This is a genomic window from Shinella sp. HY16 (assembly GCF_028534175.1).
GTDB lineage: Bacteria > Pseudomonadota > Alphaproteobacteria > Rhizobiales > Rhizobiaceae > Shinella.
Genome location: NZ_JAHYXL010000001.1, coordinates 2,013,321 through 2,033,255, shown reverse-complemented (window position 1 = coordinate 2,033,255; position 19,935 = coordinate 2,013,321). Strand labels below are relative to the sequence as shown.

Here is a 19,935-nt window from a genome sequence, read left to right as displayed (position 1 = left end):
ATGTCCATTCTTGACAAACACGCGATCCTCGAGCGCAACGCGACGCTTCTCCTCGTCGGCTCGCTCTTCGTGGTCACCATCGGCGGCATCGTCGAGATCGCCCCGCTGTTCTACCTGGAAAACACCATCGAGAAGGTGGAGGGCATGCGGCCTTATTCGCCGCTGGAGCTCGCCGGCCGGGACATCTATGTCCGCGAGGGCTGTTACACCTGCCACAGCCAGATGATCCGGCCCTTCCGCGACGAGGTGGAGCGCTACGGGCATTATTCGCTGGCGGCGGAATCGATGTACGACCATCCGTTCCAGTGGGGTTCCAAGCGTACCGGCCCGGACCTTGCCCGCGTCGGCGACCGCTATTCGAACGAATGGCACGTCCAGCACCTGATCGAGCCGCGCTCGGTCGTGCCGGAATCGGTCATGCCGAGCTATTCCTTCCTCAAGGAAACGCCGCTGGAGGTGAAGAACGTCTCGATGCATCTCGAGGCCAACCGCGCCGTGGGCGTGCCCTACAGCGATGAGATGATCGCCAACGCTGCGGCCGACATCAAGGCGCAGGCCGACCCGAATGCCGACACGTCGGGCATCGAGGCCCGTTATCCGAAGGCCAAGCTCGGCGATTTCGATGGCGACCCGGCCAAGCTTACCGAAATGGATGCGCTCGTCGCCTATCTGCAGATGCTCGGCACGCTGGTGGACTTCTCCACCTATGACGATGCCAGCGGCTACCGCTGAGGAGGAAGCCCATGGAAACCTACACCGCCATGCGGCACTTCGCCGACAGCTGGGGACTGCTCGCCATGACGCTGTTCTTCCTCGCCGTCGTCGCCTTCACCCTTCGCCCCGGCGCCCGCAAGGCTGCCGAACGGGCCGCTGAAATCCCTCTCAAGGAGGACTGATCATGGCCGAGAAGCATATTGACGAAATCTCGGGCGTCGAAACCACCGGCCACGAATGGGACGGCATCCGTGAATTGAACAACCCGATGCCACGCTGGTGGGTCTGGTCGTTCTACGCGACGATCGTCTGGGCGATCGGCTATACGATCGCCTTTCCGGCCTGGCCGCTGATCTCCGATGCCACGACCGGCATGCTCGGCTGGTCGAGCCGCGCCAATGTTGCCATCGAACTTTCCGAGGCAAAACAGGCGCAGGCCGGCATGGTCGACCGCATCGCGAAATCGTCGCTGCAGGAGATCATGGCCGATCCGCAGCTCTCGCAGTTTGCGATTGCCGGCGGCGCCTCGGCCTTCAAGGTCAATTGCGCCCAGTGCCATGGTTCGGGCGCGGCCGGTGCCGCGGGTTTCCCCAACCTCAACGACGACGACTGGGTCTGGGGCGGCACGGTGGACGACATCTACCAGACGATCGCCCATGGCATCCGCCATCCGGGCGACGACGAGACCCGCATCTCGGACATGCCGGCCTATGGCGAAATCCTCCAGCCGGAGGAGATCAAGCAGGTCGCGGCCTATGTGGTCAGCCTGACGGGCACGCCGTCGGATGCCGGCCTCGTGGAACCCGGCAAGCAGATCTTCGCCGACAACTGCGCGGCCTGCCACGGTGAGGACGCCAAGGGCAACCGTGAAATGGGCGCCCCCGACCTTGCCGACGCCATCTGGCTGAAGGGCGAGGGCGAGGCCGCCATCGCCCAGCAGGTGCGTGCGCCGAAACATGGTGTCATGCCCGCCTGGCTTCCTCGTCTCGGCGATCCGTCCGTCAAGCAGCTTGCCGTCTTCGTACACTCGCTGGGCGGCGGCGAGTAGGCGCCAGGATCACCAAACGACGAAGGCCGCGGTTTCCGCGGCCTTTTTTTGGTCAGGAGCTTGCCCGGCGGAACAGCCTTCAGGCGACGACCGTGTTCCGGCCCATCGATTTTGCCCGGTAGAGGTTGCGATCGGAGGCGGCGAGCGCCTCGGCGGGATCGAAGCGCGGCGCGCAGTGGAAGACGCCGATGCTGATGCCGAGCGCGATGCGCATACCTGACGGCGCGCGGAGGTCGATTGCCTCCACCGCCTCGCGGATCGTCTGCGAATGGCCCAGCATGTGGTCGGGTGAGGCGGCGTCGAGGAAGACGGCGAACTCCTCGCCGCCCAGCCGGCCGATGAGGTCGTCCTCCCCCGAAAGCTTGCCCAAAAGCGCCCCAACGAGGCGCAGCGCCTCGTCACCCGCGGCGTGGCCGAAGCGGTCGTTGACGGACTTGAAGTGGTCGAGGTCGAGGAAGAGCAGGCCGCCGGAGCGGCCATTGCGGCTGCGGGCTTCAAGTTCGGCCAGAAAGGTCGCGCGGTTGAGCACGCCCGTCAGCGCGTCGCGCTGCGCCTGGTGTTTCAGGCGGGCATAGGCCTCAGCAAGCTGGTCCTTTGCACTGGCGAGGGCGGCATTGGCGGCGCGCAGCCGGTCCGCCTGGTAAAAATGCAGGATCGAGACGGGAATGGAGATGGCGATCGGACAGACGATGGTCATGACGAGGCCGGCGCCCGCCACCTGGCCGCCCATGAGCGGCACGAAGGCGAAGCTGATGGCGAGGGATGCCAGCGTCGAAAGAATGCCGACCGCCAATGCCTTGCCGAGGATTTTGTACATGGAAAAAGCCCGCGTCCGTATTGATCGCGGGCCCTGACTAGGAGCGTCTTATTGAGAAAGCCTGAATACCTTCGGTAAAAGGCGTTCGGCCGTTCACATTGACGTTACGGCAGGCAAATCACTGGTCGGACCAGACCGCGAGCTCGTAGCCGTCGGGGTCGGTGAACTGGAAGCGCCGGCCGCCGGGAAAGTCGAAGATCGGCTTGACGATCGCTCCGCCCGCCGCCGTCACCCGTGCCAGCACCTCTTCCAGCGCATCGGCAAAGAGGATGACGAGCGGGCCGCCCTTGGCGCTGACCGGGGCAAGCGTCGTGAAGCCGCCGGTGAGGCGGCCGTCCTGGAACTCGCAGTACTGCGGGCCGTAGTCGGTGAAGGTCCAGCCGAAGGCCGCGCCGTAGAAGGCCTTGCTTGCCGCGATATCCGCGACGTTGAACTCGATGTAGTCGATCTTGCGATCTGCGCCTCTGGTGCTCATTCCTGTCCGTCCTTTTCTTCCATCAGTCTCGCCAGCGTTTCGAGATCACGCGCCACATGGGCCGCGTCCCGCTCGAAGGCTGCGTCGTCCATATCCGGTTGCCGCAGCAACAGGAACATCACCTCCGCGCCATCGCCGTTCGGCGCGACGCGCAGCGCATTGTCCACCACCCGCCCGTCCGGCAGCGTCACCCGATGGTCGATGATGCCGAAATCGTTCGGCGGGGCGAAGCGCACCCGCACATCGCCGATCGGCCCGCCGTGGGCGATCCAGTCTTCGCCGTCGCGCGTCAGCCCGGCGGCAAGGCCCGAGGCCCAGAGCGGCATGTTTTCCGGCCGGGCGGCAAAGGCGTGCACCGCACGCCAGTCACGCCGGATGGTGCGGTGGATGATACGAGCGGGCAGGGTGGTCATCGGTTTCTCCATTCGGCGCCACGATACGCGGTCCCTTGCCGAAGTCTTGAACAAAACGGACATGTCAGACGCGCATCTGCCTCTGGATCTCGCCGGGCGTTAGGCTGGTCAATGCCAGCACGTCCCGGTTCATGTGCGCCTGGTCGGCAAAGCCCGTGTCGGCGGCAAGGCCGGCGAGGGAGGTGCCCGGCCCGGCGACCCGGTCGAGCAGGCTCTGCAATCTGAGGATACGGGCCAACGCCTTCGGCCCGTAGCCGAACTCGGCGGCGCTGATGCGCCGGAGCGTGCGCGTCGTCACGCCGATTTCGGCGGCGATGACCTCCGGAGGCCGACGAGCGCTCAGTGCATACAGGGCCGCTGCATCGGGCCGCAGGTCGGGAATTTCTCCCATGCCGGTGGCGAAAATCGCCTGGAGCAGCCGCAGTCTCTGCCGGGGGCCAGAAGTTGCAAGCAGGCGCTCGTGCTGGGTGACCAACCCGTGCAGGCCGATGTCTGCAAGGGGCACGACCTTGCCGGTCAGCGCGTCGAGGTCGCAGCGCAAGAGGTGGCGGGCGATGCCGGGTCGCAGGCGCAACCCGAGAATCGCCTCGCCCGGCCGGAGTTTTGGAAAGGCGGCGGTACGATCAGGCCCGGCAAAGCGAAAACCCTGTTCCGTCCACAACAGGTCGACGCAGCCATCCGGCACGACAGCAATGCGTGCGGCCGGCGGGTTTTCAGGCGCACGATGCATCCAGGCGCAGCGAATGACGGCCGAGAGCGCGTCCGCAGGTGCGTATTCGCGGTAGTCGCCGTAGCGCTTGGCCAGGATGGTGCCCGTCATTGTCCGTCCTCTGTGCGGCAACCCGCCACGCCCTGCTATGTCCAAAACTTGACGTAGATCAACGATGGAGACCGTCGTTGGCGTCATTGTGCCGGCACAACGACAGGTGCGGCCGACAGACATGCAACAGAATACCACGACGATCTACAATTCCATCGAGCGCCATGAGGCGGAACCCGTCAATTCGGCGAAGGTTCGAAAGCCGCTTTACGAAAAGCGCAAGAAGATCTTCCCGAAGCGTGCGGAAGGCCGCTTCCGGCAGTTCAAGTGGCTGGTGATGCTGATCACGCTCGGCATCTATTACCTGACACCCTGGATTCGCTGGGATCGTGGGCCGCACGCGCCGGACCAGGCGGTGCTCATCGACCTGGCCGGCCGTCGTTTCTATTTCTTTTTCATCGAGATCTGGCCGCAGGAATTCTTCTTCGTCGCCGGTCTGCTCGTCATGGCGGGCTTCGGGCTGTTTCTCGTCACCTCGGCGGTAGGGCGCGCCTGGTGCGGTTATGCCTGTCCGCAGACCGTCTGGGTCGATCTCTTCCTTGTCGTGGAGCGGGCGATCGAAGGCGACCGCAATGCGCGGATAAAGCTCGACACCGGGCCGTGGACGCTCGACAAGATCTGGAAGCGTGTCAGCAAGCACGCCGTCTGGCTGGTGATCGCGGTTGCGACCGGTGGCGCCTGGATCTTCTATTTCGCCGATGCGCCGACGCTGCTCGTCGACTTCGCGATGCTGAAAGCGCCGCCCGTCGCCTACATCACCGTCGCCATCCTGACCGCGACCACCTACATTTTCGGTGGGCTGATGCGCGAGCAGGTCTGCACTTATATGTGCCCCTGGCCGCGCATCCAGGCGGCGATGCTCGATGAGAGTTCGCTGGTCGTCACCTACAACGACTGGCGCGGCGAGCCGCGCACCCGCCATGCCAAGAAGGCGATCGCCGCCGGCGAGAGCGTCGGCGATTGCGTCGATTGCAACGCCTGCGTCGTCGTCTGTCCCATGGGCATCGACATCCGCGACGGCCAGCAGCTCGAATGCATCACCTGCGCGCTGTGCATCGATGCCTGCGACAATGTGATGGACAAGATCGGCAAGGAGCGCGGCCTCATCGCCTATGCGACGCTGTCGGACTATTCGGCCAACATGGCGCTCGCCACGGCCGGCGGCACGGAGCCGGTCGATCCGAAGCGCGTGCGCGGTGCCGACGGCGCCTTCGACGGCAAGATTCGGCATTTCGACTGGCGCATCATTTTCCGCCCGCGCACGCTGCTTTATTTCGGCGTCTGGTCGCTGGCCGGCTTTGCGCTGCTCTTCGCGCTCCTTTCGCGCGACCGGCTGGACCTCAACGTCATCCACGACCGCAATCCGCAGTTCGTCGTCGAATCGGACGGTTCGGTCCGCAACGGCTATGCGGTGAAGCTGCTCAACATGATCCCCGAGCCGCGCGTCATCACCGTGTCGATCGAGGGCATGCCGGGCGCAACGATGAAGATCGCCGGCCATGAGAGCGCCGACGGCCGCAGTGTCGATGTACCGGCCGATCCGGACAAGGTGACGGCGCTGCGTGTTTTCGTCACCCTGCCGAAGGATCGGCTTGCAGAAGCCGCCGAAGGCTTCCAGATTATCGCGGAAGACCGGCAGGGCCACGAGCGCGACGTCTATTCCGCCAATTTCAACACGCCGGGAGCAAAGTGATGGCCATGGAACGCAAGGAACAGGGGTTTGTCTTCACCGGCTGGCATATGGCGGGTGTCATGGTGCTGTTCTTCGGCACGATCATCACCGTCAACCTGATCATGGCGTGGAATGCCTCGAACAGCTGGAGCGGCCTCGTGGTGCCCAACACCTATGTCGCCAGCCAGCAATTCAACGGCAAGGTGGCGGAAGCGCGCGCGCTTGCGGCCAGCGGCATCGAGGGTGACCTCACCGTGAAGGATGATCGCATCGTCTACCGTGTCACCGATGCGAACGGCGCTCCCGTTGTCGCCAACGACGTCTCGGCGGTGTTCAAGCGGCCCGTCGACGAGCGCAAGGATTTCACGGTCGCTCTTCAGCCGGCGGGCGAGGGGCTGTTCGCGGCGGACCGCGCGGTGCCGGCCGGCCAGTGGGTCGTCGATATCAGCACGAGGCGCGATGGCGAGAAGGTCTTCCACCAGACCGTGCGCACCGTTGTTGCGGGAGGGGCGAAATGAGCTGCTGCGCACCCGGTACGGAGGGCGCCCTCGATGCACAGCGTGCCGCGCTGCCTTCCTCGGAAGAACTGATGCTGGCGAGCCGCCCCGTCGGCGAAGGCCTGCGCCAGAACGACCTCAGCGTGCCGGGCGTCTATTGCGGCGCCTGCATCACCACGGTCGAGGGCGCGCTGAACGCGCTGCCCGTCGTGGAACGGGCGCGCGTCAACCTCTCCACCCGCCGCGTTTCGGTGGTCTGGAAGGAGGAAGTCGAAGGCCGGCGCACCGATCCGCAGGAGATCGCCAGCGCCATTCGCGCCACGGGTTATGACACGCATCTCTTCTCGCTCGCGGCGGAAGGCGACGACCGCCTGCGCAACCAGCTGATCCGCGCCGTTGCTGTATCCGGCTTCGCCGCGATGAACATCATGCTGCTCTCGGTCTCCGTCTGGTCGGGCGCGGAGGCCGCGACGCGCGACCTCTTCCACTGGATCTCCGCGCTGATCGCCGGCCCGACGCTGATCTATGCCGGCCGCTTCTTCTACCAGTCGGCCTGGAATGCGGTGCGTCACGGCCGCACCAACATGGATGTGCCGATTGCGCTCGCCATCACGCTCTCCTACGCCGTTTCACTCTGGGAGACGCTGCACAGCGCCGAGCATGCCTGGTTCGACGCGACGGTGAGCCTGCTTTTCTTCCTTCTGATCGGCCGTACGCTGGACCACGTCATGCGCGACCGCGCCCGCTCGGCCATAACCGGCCTTGCCCGCCTTTCGCCGCGCGGGGCAATGGTCATCCGGCCGGATGGCAGCCGCGACTACCGGCCTGTCGAGGAGATCGCCGTCGGCGAGCACCTTTCCATCGCCGCCGGCGAGCGTATCCCGGTCGATTGCCGCGTGCTTTCTGGCGCAAGCGACATCGACCGCTCAATCGTCAACGGCGAAAGCGATCCCCTGGCCGCCTCGCCGGGCACGCGGCTGGAAGCGGGTGCGATGAACCTCACCGGCTCGCTGACCGTCGAGGCTGTCGCCACGGCGCGCAATTCGTTCCTGTCGGAGGTCATCGGCCTGATGGAGGCCGCGGAAGGGGGCCGGGCCCGCTATCGCCGCATCGCCGACCGCGCCGCGCAGATCTATTCGCCGGCCGTGCACCTGCTGGCGCTCGTCTCCTTCCTCGGTTGGGGTTTCTACGATGGCGACTGGAAGCATGCCATGCTCGTCGCCATCGCCGTGCTGATCATTACCTGCCCCTGCGCGCTCGGCCTCGCGGTGCCGGTGGTGCAGGTCGTTGCCGCAGGACGCCTGTTTGCCGGCGGCGTGATGGTCAAGGATGGGTCGGCCATGGAACGCCTTGCCGAGATCGACACCGCCGTCTTCGACAAGACCGGTACGCTGACGCTCGGCAAGCCGCGCCTCGTCGATCGCGAAAAGGCCGATCGCACCCATCTCGCGCTGGCGTCGGCGCTCGCCGCCCATTCGCGCCATCCGCTGTCGATGGCGCTGGCGAGCGCCTGGGCAGGGCCGATGCCGCTCTTTGAAAGCGTGACGGAAGTTGCTGGCGGCGGCCTGGAGGCGGAGACGCCCCAGGGCCTCTATCGCCTCGGCAACCGCGCCTTCGCCAGCGGCAGTGCCGCAGCCGGTGACGAGGAACACGGGCTTTCGGAAGTCGTGCTCTCGCGCAATGGCAAGGTGCTGGAAACCTTCCGTTTCGAGGACACCCTGAGGGCTGGGGCGGAGGATGCCATCGCCACGCTGAAGCGGGCGCAGATCGATATGGCGATCCTCTCGGGTGACCGGGCGCCGGCCGTTGCCCGCATCGCGGGCCTTCTCGGCATCGCGCGCTGGCGCGCTGCGCTGTCGCCCCGGGAAAAGACGGAAGCGGTCACCGAGCGGGCGGCGGCCGGCCACCGCGTGCTGATGGTCGGTGACGGCATCAACGATGCGCCGGCGCTCGCCGCCGCCCACGTCTCCATCGCCCCGGCCACGGCGGCCGATGTCGGCCGGCAGGCGGCGGATTTCGTCTTCCTGCACGAGAGCCTTGAGGCCGTGCCCTTCGCCCATGCGACCGCCAGCCGTGCCGGCCGTCTTATCCGGCAGAATTTCGCGCTCGCCATCGGCTACAATGTCGTCGCCGTGCCGATCGCAATCCTCGGCCACGCCACGCCGCTGATCGCCGCCATCGCCATGTCCACCTCGTCGATCATCGTCGTGGTGAACTCGCTGCGCCTGCGCGGCCAGATGCCGGCCTTCGCCATGCGGGCGGCGGACGAGGCCCGCCCGGTCAATCCGCTGGTGCGCGCGGCATGAACACACTGGTCTTTCTCATTCCCATCGCGCTCTTTCTCGGCGGGCTCGGGCTTGCCGCCTTCCTCTGGTCGTTGAAGAGCGGGCAGTATGACGATGTCGAGGGCGCCGCCTGGCGCGTTCTCGACGATGGCGACGACAAGCCGAAGCGCTGACGGAGCCGCCGCAGGCGGGTGAATTATGGGACCTGAATCGCCATGCAGATGGCGGTGAAAATCCCGCCAAAGGCAAACAATCCCTTGTCGTAAATCGATTTGAATGCCAAAACACCACCGCTGGAGCAGAGCTCCTCACTCTCTTTCTGCGCGGCGTTTCCGGCATGGGTCTGGAAGTATCCCACGCCGCGCCATCCTACGGAGGTATGAACGTGGCACAGGCGGAAATCGGTCTCATCGGTCTCGGCGTGATGGGGTCCAACCTTGCGCTCAATATTGCTGAAAAAGGCAACAAGATCGCAGTCTTCAATCGCACGGTGGCGCGCACGAAGGAGTTCTACGAGGAAGCCGGCGACCTCAAGGGGCAGATCGTCCCTTGCGAGACGATCGAGGAATTCGTTGCCGCCATCCGCCCGCCACGGCCGATCATCATCATGATCCAGGCCGGTGCCGCGGTTGACCAGCAGATGGATCTGCTGCGTCCCTATCTCGAACAGAACGACATCATGATCGATGCCGGCAACGCGAACTTCCGCGACACGATGCGCCGCTTCGATGCGCTGAAGGACAGCGGCCTTACCTTTATCGGCATGGGTGTTTCCGGGGGCGAAGAGGGCGCGCGTCACGGCCCCTCCATCATGGTCGGCGGCACGGAAGAGTCGTGGAAGCGCGTCGAGAAGGTGCTGACCTCGATCGCCGCCACGTACAAGGACGAGCCCTGTGTCGCCTGGCTCGGCGAGAACGGCGCCGGTCACTTCGTCAAGACCATCCACAACGGTATCGAGTATGCCGACATGCAGATGATCGCCGAGATCTACGGCATCCTGCGCGACGGCCTGAAGATGAGCGCGTCGGAAATCAGCGCCGTCTTCGGCGAATGGAACAAGGGCCGTCTCGAATCCTATCTGATCGAGATCACCGAGACGGTTCTTGCCGCCAAGGACCCGATCGGCGGTGGACCGATGGTCGACATGATCCTCGACAAGGCCGGCCAGAAGGGTACGGGAAAATGGTCCGCCATCGAGGCGCAGAACATGGGCGTTCCGGCGACCGGCATCGAGGCCGCCGTCGCCGCCCGCTCGATCTCCTCGTTCAAGACGGAGCGCGAAGCCGCTGAAAAGATCCTCGGCCTGCCGGACGTGCCGGCACTCGCCGTGGCCGACAAGGCCGCCTTCATCAAGGACCTCGAAAGCGCGTTGCTGGCTGGCAAGATCGGTGCCTATGCGCAGGGCTTTGCCGTGATGTCCGCCGCCTCGAAGGAATATGGCTGGAACCTGCCGATGCCGACCATCGCCAAGATCTGGCGTGCCGGCTGCATTATCCGCTCGCAGTTCCTCGACGAGATCACCAGCGCCTTCACCAAGGCGCCGGATGCGGCGAACCTCATCGTCACACCGGCCTTTGCGGCCATGGTCAAGGAAACCGACGGGGCGCTGCGCCGCGTCGTCTCCGCTGCCGCGCTGCACGGCCTGCCGGTCCCTGCGCTCGCCTCTGCGCTCGGTTATTTCGACAGCTACCGCCGCGCGCGCGGCACGGCCAACGTCATCCAGGCCCAGCGCGACTTCTTCGGCGCCCATGGCTTCGACCGCGTCGACGGTGCCGACAGCCATCACGGTCCGTGGGGTTCCGGCCTCAACGCCTGAGATCCGGCGGCACGATGAGAAAAGGCCCGGTCGCAAGACCGGGCCTTTTCGTTTGCGGGTGTTTTGCGGCTGCGTCAGGCATAGACGCCGCGAAGATGCGGGCCGATGGCGCCGTCCGACAGGGCTGCGAGTGCAGGTTTCGCCGAGGCTTTGGGCGGGGGCATTCTCGTGCCGATTGCAAACAGGATGGCACTGGCCACCGAGAAGCCCGCGAACAGAAGGAACATGCCGGGGCCGCCGAAGGCGCCGAGCATGAGGCCGCCGAAGGTCGGGCCGACGAAATTGCCGAGGGTCGAGAACGAGTGGGCGCCGAAATAGCTGCCCCTGTTGCGGTCGTTCGCGATGCCGTCGACCAGCATGTATTCCGACGGGACGACCAGGATTTCGCCGATGGTGAAAACGACCATCGAGATGGCAAAGCCCCAGAGGCCGCCGGAGAAGAGGAAGCCGAGCTCGCCGGCAAGGAACAGCAGGCAGCCGACGATGAGGGCATTGAGTGCGCCGGCGCGTTCGATGAAGCGGCGGGCGAACGGGTTTCCGATCAGGACGACCGCGCCGTTGATGGAGACGATGTAGGCAAAGATCTCCACGCCACCGGGTATGCTGCCGGAAAGATAGGGGGCGAGCGTGGCCGACCATTGGCCGTATACGGCGATCAGCAGGGTGCCACCGCCGACGAAGAAGGCAAGGCGCGGATCGCGGGCCGCGGTCTTGATGCTCTGAAGCACCGACAGTCTCGGTGTGGAAGCCTGCTCCACCGCGCTGCGGTGCAGCGGCACGGCCAACAGGTAGAGCGCAAACGCGAACATCGCATAGACGGCGCCGGCGATGATGAAGAGCGTCATGGACGCGGCGCCCGCCGCAATGCCGATCAGCGGGCCGACGGCAAAGCCGAAGTTGATCGCCATATAGCGCCAGGAGAAATATTTGAGACGCAGCGGTTCGGGGCACACGTCGCTCATCAGCGCGCGGGAAACCGGTTCGTTGATCGCAACCGCGACGGCCGCGACGACCTGGGCGATGCAGAAGGCGAGCACCGTCTCGGCGATCCCCATGCCGACCATGGCCAGGGCCATGGACAGCAGCGTAAGCGTCAGCACGGCCTTGCGGCCCACCTTGTCCGACAGCGAACCCGCAAAGGGGGCGGCGACCGCGCCGACGAGCGGACCGATGCCCAGCAACATGCCAATCATCGCCGGTCCGAGGCCGAAGGTCTGCTGCAGCTTGATGGCGAGGAACGAGAGCGTCATTGCCCTTGCGATGTTGACAAGGCCGGCGCCCGCGATGAGGAACAGCACATAGTTCAGTCGTTGTTTCTCGTCGGCCATCATCGCTCCTTGCCCGCCTGCCGTGATGATTCACGCGACCGCTCTGCGGTGCCGTAAAAACGAGCGATCCGCAACGGCCAGAAATGACCACAGCAGGGCTCCGGCCAGCCGGGGCAGGGGGCGTGTGTCAGGTGTCGTCCGTCGGGATCGGATAGCTGAGGGTCTGCAGGTCTTCCGGCGCCGCTCCCTCGATGCGGCCGATGACGGCCTTGGCGAGCTCGCGGCCGGCAAGGCGGATGTCCTCGCGCATGGTCACGACCTCGGGCCGCAGCCATTGCAGGAACATGTGCGGCTCCTTCGACACCATGTCGATGTCCTCGCCAAGCTTGCGGCCGTTGGCCTCCAGCGCGGCGATCAGTGCCACCGCGCCGCCGCCGCTGCCCGAGACGATGCCGTCGGGCCCGTCCGGTGCGCTGAACAGCGCTTCCGCGGCCCTGCGGATATCGACGAGATTGTTGTCGAGGTTCACCTGATTGAAGGGCAGTGCCATCGCGCCGAAATCGCGAATGCCCTTTTCGAACCCTGCCCGCATATGCAGGTAGAAGGTGAGGTAGGGTGGCGGCTGCAGCAGGATGAGCCGCTTGCGGCCGCGCTCGACGAGCTTGCGGACCGCCTCGTAGGCAAAACGCTCGTTGTCGAAATCGTGGTAGGGATGGGTGAGATCCATTTCCGTGCGCCCGTGCGTGGCGAAGGGAAAGTTACGCTCCATCATCAGTGCGACGCGCGGGTCCTTCGGTTCGGTGCGCGAGATGATCACACCGTCGGCCGCGCCCGTTTCCAGCACGTAGCGCACCGGATCCAGCGCATTGCCCTGCGCCCTGTAGGGTGTCACCACGAGATGGTACTGGGTCGTCGCGAGGACTTCCGAAATGCCGATGACCATGGGGCTTGTCAGGCCCATGATCTCTTCCTCCAGGCTGAGGATCAGGCTGATGACATTCGTCTTGCCGGTTCTCAGACGCACGCCGGCGCGGTTTGGCTGGTAGCCGATCTGGCGCGCGACGAGGCGCACGCGCTCCTTCGTCTCCGCACCGATATCGGGCGCGTCCTTCAGCGCCCGCGAAACCGTGGTGATGCCGAGGCCCGTCATGAAGGCGATCGTCTTCAGCGTCGGCCGCTCGCCCGGTTGTGGAAGCGCTCCGGCCGGGCCCTCGCTCTTCGTCTTGTCCATCCCCAGCCTGCCACCTCTACGCCCTTGGACCGGTTATACATTTTTTACCTTGGCCCGCCACTCCCTCGCGACGGGTTGCCTCAAGCTGTAACGATACAGGTTCTTTGTCGAGCAAAAAATACACCGTTGGTGGCCCAGGTAAGTCGGAGGGTTCGTTTTGCACCGCAAAGCCATAAAGTATGCGCTTGCGAAATTTTCCGTATGCACCAGTTTTCAAATATTCGTTTTTTTGTAATACAAACAATTATTTGATCTCATTCTGCGTGGTTTCCGTTGCGACCCTTCTCGCCAGAAATACGGTATTCTCTGGTCGGTAAATTTGCGCGGGGAGGAAAAGCCGCTTTTGTCTTTCACTCCTGTTGCGTGATGAAAACGATTAGGCTACGTTTTTACTGCAACGTTTCAGTGAGGGAGGAGACTCATGAAAATGCGCTTTATGGCTGCTGCGCTGGCAGCGACCGCGGTCCTGCCGTTTGCCGTCGCCAACGCGACCGATCTGGAGGTGACCCATTGGTGGACGTCGGGCGGGGAGGCTGCGGCGGTCGCGGAATTTGCAAAGGCCTTCGATGCGACGGGCAACAAATGGGTCGATGGCGCGATTGCAGGTGCCGGCGGCACGGCGCGCCCGATCATGGTCAGCCGCATCACCGGCGGCGACCCGATGGGGGCGACCCAGTTCAATCACGGGCGCCAGGCGGAGGAGCTGATCGAGGCCGGCCTCCTGCGCGACCTCACGGATGTGGCGACGCGCGAGAACTGGAAGGAGATCGTCAAGCCCGCCAGCCTGCTCGACAGCTGCACGGTCGACGGCAAGGTCTATTGCGCGCCGGTCAACATCCATTCCTGGCAATGGCTGTGGCTGTCGAACGCCGCCTTCGAGACGGCGGGCGTGCCTGTTCCGAAGAACTGGGACGAGTTCGTTGCCGCCGCGCCCGCGCTGGAAAAGGCCGGCATCGTTCCGCTCGCCCTCGGCGGCCAGCCCTGGCAGGCGGCCGGTGCCTTCGACGTGCTGATGGTGGCGATCGCCGGCAAGGACACGTTCAACGCGGTGTTCAAGGACAAGGACGCCGAGGTGGCGGCCGGTCCTGACATGGCAAAGGTCTTCAAGGCGGCCGAGGATGCGCGGCGCATGTCCAAGGGCACGAATGTGCAGGACTGGAACCAGGCGACCAATATGGTGATAACGGGCAAGGCCGGCGGCCAGATCATGGGCGACTGGGCGCAGGGCGAGTTCGCGCTCGCCGGCAAGGTGGCCGGCAAGGATTATACCTGCCTTCCAGGCCTCGGCGTGAACGAGGTCATCTCGACCGGCGGCGATGCTTTCTATTTCCCGGTTCTGGCGGATGCGGAGAAGTCCAAGGCGCAGGAAGTGCTGGCCTCCACGCTGCTCTCCCCGGTCACCCAGGTGGCGTTCAACCTCAAGAAAGGCTCGCTTCCCGTTCGGGGCGACGTCGATCTTGCGGCGGCGAACGACTGCATGAAGAAGGGCCTCGACATCCTCGCCAAGGGCAATGTGATCGAGGGCACAGACCAGCTTCTGACGGCCGACAGCCAGAAGCAGAAGGAGGACCTCTTCTCCGAATTCTTCGCCAATCCCGCGATGACGCCGGAAGACGCGCAGAAGCGGTTCACCGACATCATCGCTTCGGCGGACTGATCGGGTGGGCAATTCCGGCGGGTCTGCCTCCGGAATTGCGGGTGAATGCATCGGCCGGTGGCTTGCCGCTGGCCGATGGCGCCCCTCGCGGGGCACATCCCTGATCGAGACCAAGGAGGAAGTGACCCATGACGGGCCAGGCACACACCGGTCGTCCCCGTAAACTGCTGCGCAATCTCAGTTCCAAGATTGCCTCCATTCCCATGATGCTCACCGCTGTCGTCATCTTTCTCGGCGGCACGATCTGGACGGTCGTCTATTCGTTCACCAATTCGAAGCTGCTGCCACGGGCGAAGTTCGTCGGCCTCGACCAGTACGAGCGCCTGTGGGATGCGCCGCGCTGGATCGTCTCGATCCAGAATCTCGCGATCTACGGCGCGCTGACACTGGTCTTCAGCCTCGTCATGGGGTTCGTGCTGGCGGCGCTGATGGACCAGAAGATCCGCTTCGAAAACACGTTTCGCACGATCTTCCTCTTTCCCTTCGCGCTGTCCTTCATTGTCACCGGCCTCGTGTGGCAGTGGATCCTCAATCCGGAATTCGGCGTGCAATCCGTCGTGCGTTCGCTCGGCTGGGAAAGCTTTGCCTTCGATCCGCTCTACGATGCGCAGATCGTCATCTATGGCGTGCTGATTGCCGGCCTCTGGCAGGGCACGGGGCTTGTCATGTGCCTGCTGCTTGCGGGGCTTCGCGGCATTGACGAGGACATCTGGAAGGCGGCACGCGTCGACGGTATCCCGATGTGGAAGACCTATCTCTTCATCGTCATCCCGATGATGCGCCCCGTCTTCATCACCACTCTCGTCATCATCGCCAGCGGCATCGTCAAGGTCTATGACCTCGTGGTGGCGCAGACGAGCGGCGGGCCGGGTATCGCCTCGGAGGTGCCGGCGAAATACGTCTACGACTACATGTTCCAGGCCCAAAATCTCGGGCAGGGCTTTGCCGCCTCCACCATGATGCTCGTCACGGTCGCCATCATCATCATCCCCTGGGCCTACCTCGAATTCGGAGGGCGCAAGCGTGTCTGACAGCGTCATTCTTTCCGCTCCCGCAGCCGCTGCCAAAGCCGGTGCGGAGCCCTGGGGCGCCAAGCCTCGCCGTGCCCTTTCCGGCCGCAACATCATGCTCTACGGCACGCTCTTCGTCGCCGCGCTCTACTATCTGCTGCCGCTCTACGTCATGATCGTCACCTCGCTGAAGGGCATGCCGGAAATCCGCCTCGGCAACATCTTTTCGCCGCCGCTGGAAATCACCTTCGAACCCTGGGCGAAGGCCTGGGCCAGCGCCTGCACCGGCCTCAACTGTGATGGCCTGTCTCGCGGCTTCTGGAATTCCGTGCGCATCACCGTGCCCTCGACGCTGATCTCCATCCTCGTCGCCTCGGTCAACGGCTACGCGCTCGCCAACTGGAAGTTCAGAGGCGCGGATATCTTCTTCACCATCCTCATCGTCGGGGCCTTCATTCCGTATCAGGTGATGATCTATCCGATCGTCATCGTGCTGCGCGAAATGGGGATCTACGGCACGCTGACCGGCCTCGTCCTGGTACACACCATCTTCGGCATGCCGATCCTTACACTGCTCTTCCGAAACTATTTTTCCGCGCTTCCGGAGGAACTGTTCAAGGCGGCGCGCATCGACGGGGCAGGGTTCTGGCAGATTTACCTGCGCATCATGCTGCCCATGTCGCTGCCGATCTTCGTCGTCGCGATGATCCTGCAGATTACCGGGATCTGGAACGACTTCCTCTTCGGTGTCGTCTTCACCCGACCGGAGGTCTACCCGATGACCGTGCAGCTCAACAACATCGTCAACTCCGTCCAGGGGGTGAAGGAATACAACGTCAACATGGCCGCGACTTTGCTCACCGGCGCGGTTCCGCTCATCGTCTATTTCGTGTCGGGGCGTCTCTTCGTCCGCGGCATCGCCGCCGGCGCCGTGAAGGGTTAAGCCATGCAGAACTCCGTATCGATCAAGGACCTTTCGCTCAGCTTCGGCGCGGTCAACGTGCTGGAAAACCTCAATCTCGACATCGGCGACGGCGAATTCCTGGTGCTTCTGGGTTCGTCCGGCTGCGGGAAATCGACCCTGCTCAACTGCATCGCCGGCCTTCTGGAGCCGACCGGCGGGCAGGTCTTCATCAAGAACAAGAACGTCACCTGGGAGGAGCCGAAGGACCGCGGCATCGGCATGGTGTTCCAGTCCTACGCGCTCTACCCGCAGATGACGGTGGAGAAAAACCTCTCCTTCGGTCTGCAGGTCGCCAAGGTGCCGAAGCCGGAGATCGACAAGCGCATCGCCCGCGCCGCCGAAATCCTGCAGATCGGTCCGCTCCTCAAGCGCAAGCCCTCGGAACTCTCCGGTGGCCAGCGTCAACGCGTGGCGATCGGCCGGGCGCTGGTGCGCGATGTCGACGTCTTCCTGTTCGACGAGCCGCTCTCCAATCTCGATGCGAAACTGCGCTCGGAACTGCGTGTGGAAATCAAGCGGCTGCACCAGTCGCTGAAGAACACGATGGTCTACGTCACCCACGACCAGATCGAGGCGCTGACGCTCGCCGACCGCATCGCCATCATGAAGAGCGGTGTCATCCAGCAGCTCGCCGATCCCAACACAATCTACAATGCGCCAAAAAACATGTTCGTCGCCGGCTTCATCGGCTCCCCGTCGATGAATTTTTTGCGCGGCGAGATTGCAGCGCGGGACGGCAGACCGGTCTTCGCGACCAATGGCGTTGATTTCGCGCTCGACGGCTATCGCGCGTTGGACCTGCTCCAGCCCGGCCGGAACGTCGTGCTCGGCGTGCGGCCGGAACATGTCGCGGTCAATGCCGAGGGCATCGAGACCCACAAGGCGACCGTCGACATCGAAGAGCCGATGGGGGCCGACAACCTGCTCTGGCTCAGACATGCCGGTCATACCCTTTCCGTCCGCGTCGGTGGGGCGCGGCGCTTTGCGCCGGGAACCGCTGTCACGCTCGCCTTCGACATGGGGCTCGCCTCGCTGTTCGATGCGCAGACGGAGGAGCGGATCTAGGGCCGGCACGGCTTGCCTCCCTTCAAGCCGGTTTTCCACTTTCAGCAAGACGAGGATTTCTTGATGCAGACAGTCAGCTTCCAGCTTTACAGCGCCCGTGACTTCCAGCCTTTTTCGGCGGTTTTCCGCATCCTTGCCGAGGCAGGCTACAAGCAGGTGGAGGGGTATGGCGCCCTCTATGCCGCGCTCGACGATGCGGCGATCCTTGCGGTGAAGGCCGATCTCGATGCGAACGGCCTCACCATGCCGACCGCCCATTTCAGCCTCGATATGCTTGAGAGCGAGCCGGAACGCGTGCTTGCCATCTGCCGCACGCTCGGCATCGTCGCTGTCTACTGCCCTTATCTCCTGCCGGAGGACCGTCCGACGGATGCTGCCGGCTGGTGCGCCTTCGGCGAGCGCCTGCAGAAGGCCGGCGAGCCAATCCGCAAGGACGGTCTCACCTTCGGCTGGCACAATCATGACTTCGAGTTCTTCACGCTGTCCGACGGCGCCGTGCCGCTGGATCACCTCTTTGCCGGTGGTCCGGACCTCGCCTGGGAGGCGGATATCGCCTGGATCATCCGTGGCGGTGCGGATCCCTTCGCCTGGATCAGAAAATACGGCGATCGCATCACCGCCGTGCACGTCAAGGACATCGCGCCCAAAGGCGAGAATGCCGACGAGGACGGCTGGGCGGATGTCGGCCACGGTATCGTGCCCTGGGCGGATCTGGCCAAGGCGCTCGCCGGCTCGCCCGTGCGGCATTTCATCGTCGAACACGACAACCCCAAGGATATCGCACGGCTCGCCACGCGTTCGATCGCGACCATCAAGGCATTTTAAGGACTGACCGCCATGAGCAAGGAATACGGAGTCGGCATCATCGGCTGCGGCAACATTTCGAGTGCCTATTTCAGGCTGATCCCGACGTTCAGGAACCTGAGGCTCGTCGCCTGCGCCGACATCAACCCTGCCGCATCCAGAGCGCGGTCGGAGGCGTTCGGCGTGGAAGCGCAGGAGATCGAGGCGCTGCTCGCCAACCCTTCCGTCGATGTCGTCGTCAACCTGACGGTGCCGGAGGCACACTACCCGGTCTCGGAAAGGGCGCTGGAGGCCGGAAAGCACGTCTATTCCGAAAAACCGTTCGTGCTGACGCTGGAGCAGGGCGAGGATCTCCGTCGCATCGCCGATGCCAGGGGGCTGAAGGTCGGTTCGGCGCCGGATACCTATCTTGGCGGCGCGCACCAGTTCGTGCGCCATCTCATCGACAGCGGCAGGGTCGGCAAGATCATGTCCGGCACCGCGCATGTGCTGGGGCCGGGCATGGAGAGCTGGCATCCGAACCCGGACTTCTTCTTCGCGCCGGGTGGCGGGCCGGTCCTCGATATGGGGCCTTACTACGTCAACAACCTCGTCAATCTCGTCGGGCCGGTGCGGCGCGTCGTGGCGCTCGCAAACCGGGCGTATGAGGCGCGCACCATCGGCAACGGTCCCCGTCTCGGCGAGAAGGTGCCGGTGGCCGTCGCGACGAACATCCATGCCATCCTCGACTTCGTCAGCGGCGCGCAAGTCTCGCTGATGGCGAGCTGGGACGTCTGGGCGCATCGCCACCAGAACATGGAACTCTACGGCACCGAAGGCGCCGTCTTCGTGCCTGATCCGAATTTCTTCGGCGGCACGGTGGAGGTCGCCGGCACGGACCGCGAGCCTGTCGCGGTGGAGGTTTGGGACCACCCGCTGACGGCGCAGAACTACCAGTTCGACTGGGGCCGACAGGCGAACTACCGCGGCATCGGCCTTGCCGACATGATGGAGGCGGTGACGACCGGCCGCGACTATCGCTGCTCGCTCGACCGCTCGCTGCACACGATCGACGTCCTGACCGCGATCCTGCATTCGGCCGAGGAGGGCAGGGCGGTGGATATCGTGACGACCTGCACGCAGCCTGCGGCGTTGGGCATCGAGGAGGCGCGGGCGCTTTTGCGGTAATATTGTCCGCGGCCGCCCCTCATCCGGCCTGCCGGCCACCTTCTCCCCGCAAGCGGGGCGAAGGGGACATGCCGTACCGTTTTCCCCAACCAATACCCGTTCGTGGGGCAAGTCCCCTCTCTCCGCTTGCGGGGAGAGGGGGGAAAAGCCTCTTGTCGCGATGCGCAGGAGAGCGGTATTGAGACTCGCCCCGAAAGAACGAAGGAATTTAT

At 64.4% G+C, this 19,935-nt stretch carries 21 protein-coding genes; 14 read left to right on the top strand and 7 right to left on the bottom strand.

The window, feature by feature from the left end; translation table 11 throughout:
- From ccoO to ccoP, 3 genes are read left to right on the top strand one after another with little or no spacing between them, the layout of a single operon-like run.
- Positions 1-732 (top strand): cytochrome-c oxidase, cbb3-type subunit II, encoded by a 732-nt coding sequence (gene ccoO, locus K0P03_RS10270; protein WP_023513313.1) that lies wholly within the window; start codon positions 1-3, stop codon positions 730-732.
- 11 nt (positions 733-743) lie between these two features.
- Entirely contained in the window at positions 744-896 is a 153-nt protein-coding gene (locus tag K0P03_RS10265; protein WP_023513312.1) for a CcoQ/FixQ family Cbb3-type cytochrome c oxidase assembly chaperone, read from the top strand.
- Between the two features lie 2 nt (positions 897-898).
- Positions 899-1,762: a cytochrome-c oxidase, cbb3-type subunit III gene (ccoP, locus tag K0P03_RS10260; RefSeq protein ID WP_023513311.1), complete on the top strand. Its 864-nt coding sequence runs from the start codon at positions 899-901 to the stop codon at positions 1,760-1,762.
- Between the two features lie 79 nt (positions 1,763-1,841).
- On the opposite strand, the gene K0P03_RS10255 is transcribed toward ccoP, so the two are convergent.
- From K0P03_RS10255 to K0P03_RS10240, 4 genes are all read right to left on the bottom strand, one after another.
- Positions 1,842-2,579, bottom strand: a complete 738-nt coding sequence (locus K0P03_RS10255) for a GGDEF domain-containing protein (RefSeq protein WP_272789515.1) — start codon at positions 2,577-2,579, stop codon at positions 1,842-1,844.
- Between the two features lie 118 nt (positions 2,580-2,697).
- Complete coding sequence (locus K0P03_RS10250; protein ID WP_023513309.1) at positions 2,698-3,054, bottom strand: VOC family protein; 357 nt, start codon at positions 3,052-3,054, stop codon at positions 2,698-2,700.
- Complete coding sequence (locus K0P03_RS10245) at positions 3,051-3,467, bottom strand: SRPBCC family protein (protein ID WP_272789514.1); 417 nt, start codon at positions 3,465-3,467, stop codon at positions 3,051-3,053. The genes K0P03_RS10250 and K0P03_RS10245 overlap by 4 nt, the downstream gene beginning before the upstream one ends.
- A gap of 64 nt (positions 3,468-3,531) precedes the next feature.
- Complete coding sequence (locus tag K0P03_RS10240) at positions 3,532-4,287, bottom strand: helix-turn-helix domain-containing protein (RefSeq protein ID WP_272789513.1); 756 nt, start codon at positions 4,285-4,287, stop codon at positions 3,532-3,534.
- Between the two features lie 121 nt (positions 4,288-4,408).
- On the opposite strand from K0P03_RS10240, the gene ccoG reads away from it, so the two are divergent.
- Genes ccoG through ccoS form a run of 4 tightly spaced genes read left to right on the top strand, consistent with a single transcriptional unit; the run spans position 4,409 to position 8,914 of the window.
- Entirely contained in the window at positions 4,409-5,980 is a 1,572-nt protein-coding gene (gene ccoG, locus K0P03_RS10235; protein ID WP_272789512.1) for a cytochrome c oxidase accessory protein CcoG, read from the top strand.
- A complete protein-coding gene (locus K0P03_RS10230; protein ID WP_130515626.1) occupies positions 5,980-6,477 on the top strand; it encodes a FixH family protein in 498 nt (165 codons plus the stop codon). Before ccoG ends, K0P03_RS10230 begins: the two co-directional genes overlap by 1 nt.
- Positions 6,474-8,762: a cation-translocating P-type ATPase gene (locus K0P03_RS10225; protein ID WP_272789511.1), complete on the top strand. Its 2,289-nt coding sequence runs from the start codon at positions 6,474-6,476 to the stop codon at positions 8,760-8,762. Before K0P03_RS10230 ends, K0P03_RS10225 begins: the two co-directional genes overlap by 4 nt.
- Positions 8,759-8,914, top strand: a complete 156-nt coding sequence (gene ccoS, locus K0P03_RS10220; protein WP_023513303.1) for a cbb3-type cytochrome oxidase assembly protein CcoS — start codon at positions 8,759-8,761, stop codon at positions 8,912-8,914. Before K0P03_RS10225 ends, ccoS begins: the two co-directional genes overlap by 4 nt.
- 23 nt (positions 8,915-8,937) lie before the next feature.
- On the opposite strand, the gene K0P03_RS10215 is transcribed toward ccoS, so the two are convergent.
- Positions 8,938-9,099: a hypothetical protein gene (locus K0P03_RS10215; protein WP_272789510.1), complete on the bottom strand. Its 162-nt coding sequence runs from the start codon at positions 9,097-9,099 to the stop codon at positions 8,938-8,940.
- Between the two features lie 27 nt (positions 9,100-9,126).
- Between K0P03_RS10215 and gndA the strand changes: the two genes are divergently transcribed.
- Complete coding sequence (gndA, locus tag K0P03_RS10210) at positions 9,127-10,557, top strand: NADP-dependent phosphogluconate dehydrogenase (RefSeq protein ID WP_272789509.1); 1,431 nt, start codon at positions 9,127-9,129, stop codon at positions 10,555-10,557.
- 74 nt (positions 10,558-10,631) lie between these two features.
- Here the strand turns inward: gndA and K0P03_RS10205 are convergent, their stop codons facing one another.
- Positions 10,632-11,885 (bottom strand): MFS transporter, encoded by a 1,254-nt coding sequence (locus tag K0P03_RS10205; RefSeq protein ID WP_272789508.1) that lies wholly within the window; start codon positions 11,883-11,885, stop codon positions 10,632-10,634.
- 127 nt (positions 11,886-12,012) lie between these two features.
- On the bottom strand, positions 12,013-13,056 hold the full coding sequence (locus K0P03_RS10200) for a LacI family transcriptional regulator (RefSeq protein WP_050743264.1): 1,044 nt from the start codon (positions 13,054-13,056) through the stop codon (positions 12,013-12,015).
- Between the two features lie 421 nt (positions 13,057-13,477).
- Between K0P03_RS10200 and K0P03_RS10195 the strand changes: the two genes are divergently transcribed.
- From K0P03_RS10195 to K0P03_RS10170, 6 genes are all read left to right on the top strand, one after another.
- The gene (locus tag K0P03_RS10195) at positions 13,478-14,713 is read left to right on the top strand and encodes an ABC transporter substrate-binding protein (protein ID WP_037408037.1); all 1,236 of its coding nucleotides are present in this window, start codon (positions 13,478-13,480) and stop codon (positions 14,711-14,713) included.
- Positions 14,714-14,841: 128 nt separating this feature from the next.
- Positions 14,842-15,744: a carbohydrate ABC transporter permease gene (locus K0P03_RS10190; RefSeq protein ID WP_050743263.1), complete on the top strand. Its 903-nt coding sequence runs from the start codon at positions 14,842-14,844 to the stop codon at positions 15,742-15,744.
- On the top strand, positions 15,737-16,666 hold the full coding sequence (locus K0P03_RS10185; RefSeq protein ID WP_430439313.1) for a carbohydrate ABC transporter permease: 930 nt from the start codon (positions 15,737-15,739) through the stop codon (positions 16,664-16,666). Before K0P03_RS10190 ends, K0P03_RS10185 begins: the two co-directional genes overlap by 8 nt.
- Positions 16,667-16,669: 3 nt before the next feature.
- The gene (locus K0P03_RS10180) at positions 16,670-17,752 is read left to right on the top strand and encodes an ABC transporter ATP-binding protein (RefSeq protein ID WP_272789507.1); all 1,083 of its coding nucleotides are present in this window, start codon (positions 16,670-16,672) and stop codon (positions 17,750-17,752) included.
- A gap of 63 nt (positions 17,753-17,815) precedes the next feature.
- Positions 17,816-18,577, top strand: coding sequence for a sugar phosphate isomerase/epimerase family protein (locus K0P03_RS10175; RefSeq protein WP_272789506.1), 762 nt, complete (start codon positions 17,816-17,818; stop codon positions 18,575-18,577).
- A 12-nt stretch (positions 18,578-18,589) separates the two neighbouring features.
- A complete protein-coding gene (locus tag K0P03_RS10170; RefSeq protein ID WP_272789505.1) occupies positions 18,590-19,723 on the top strand; it encodes a Gfo/Idh/MocA family protein in 1,134 nt (377 codons plus the stop codon).
- Positions 19,724-19,935 lie beyond the last annotated feature (212 nt).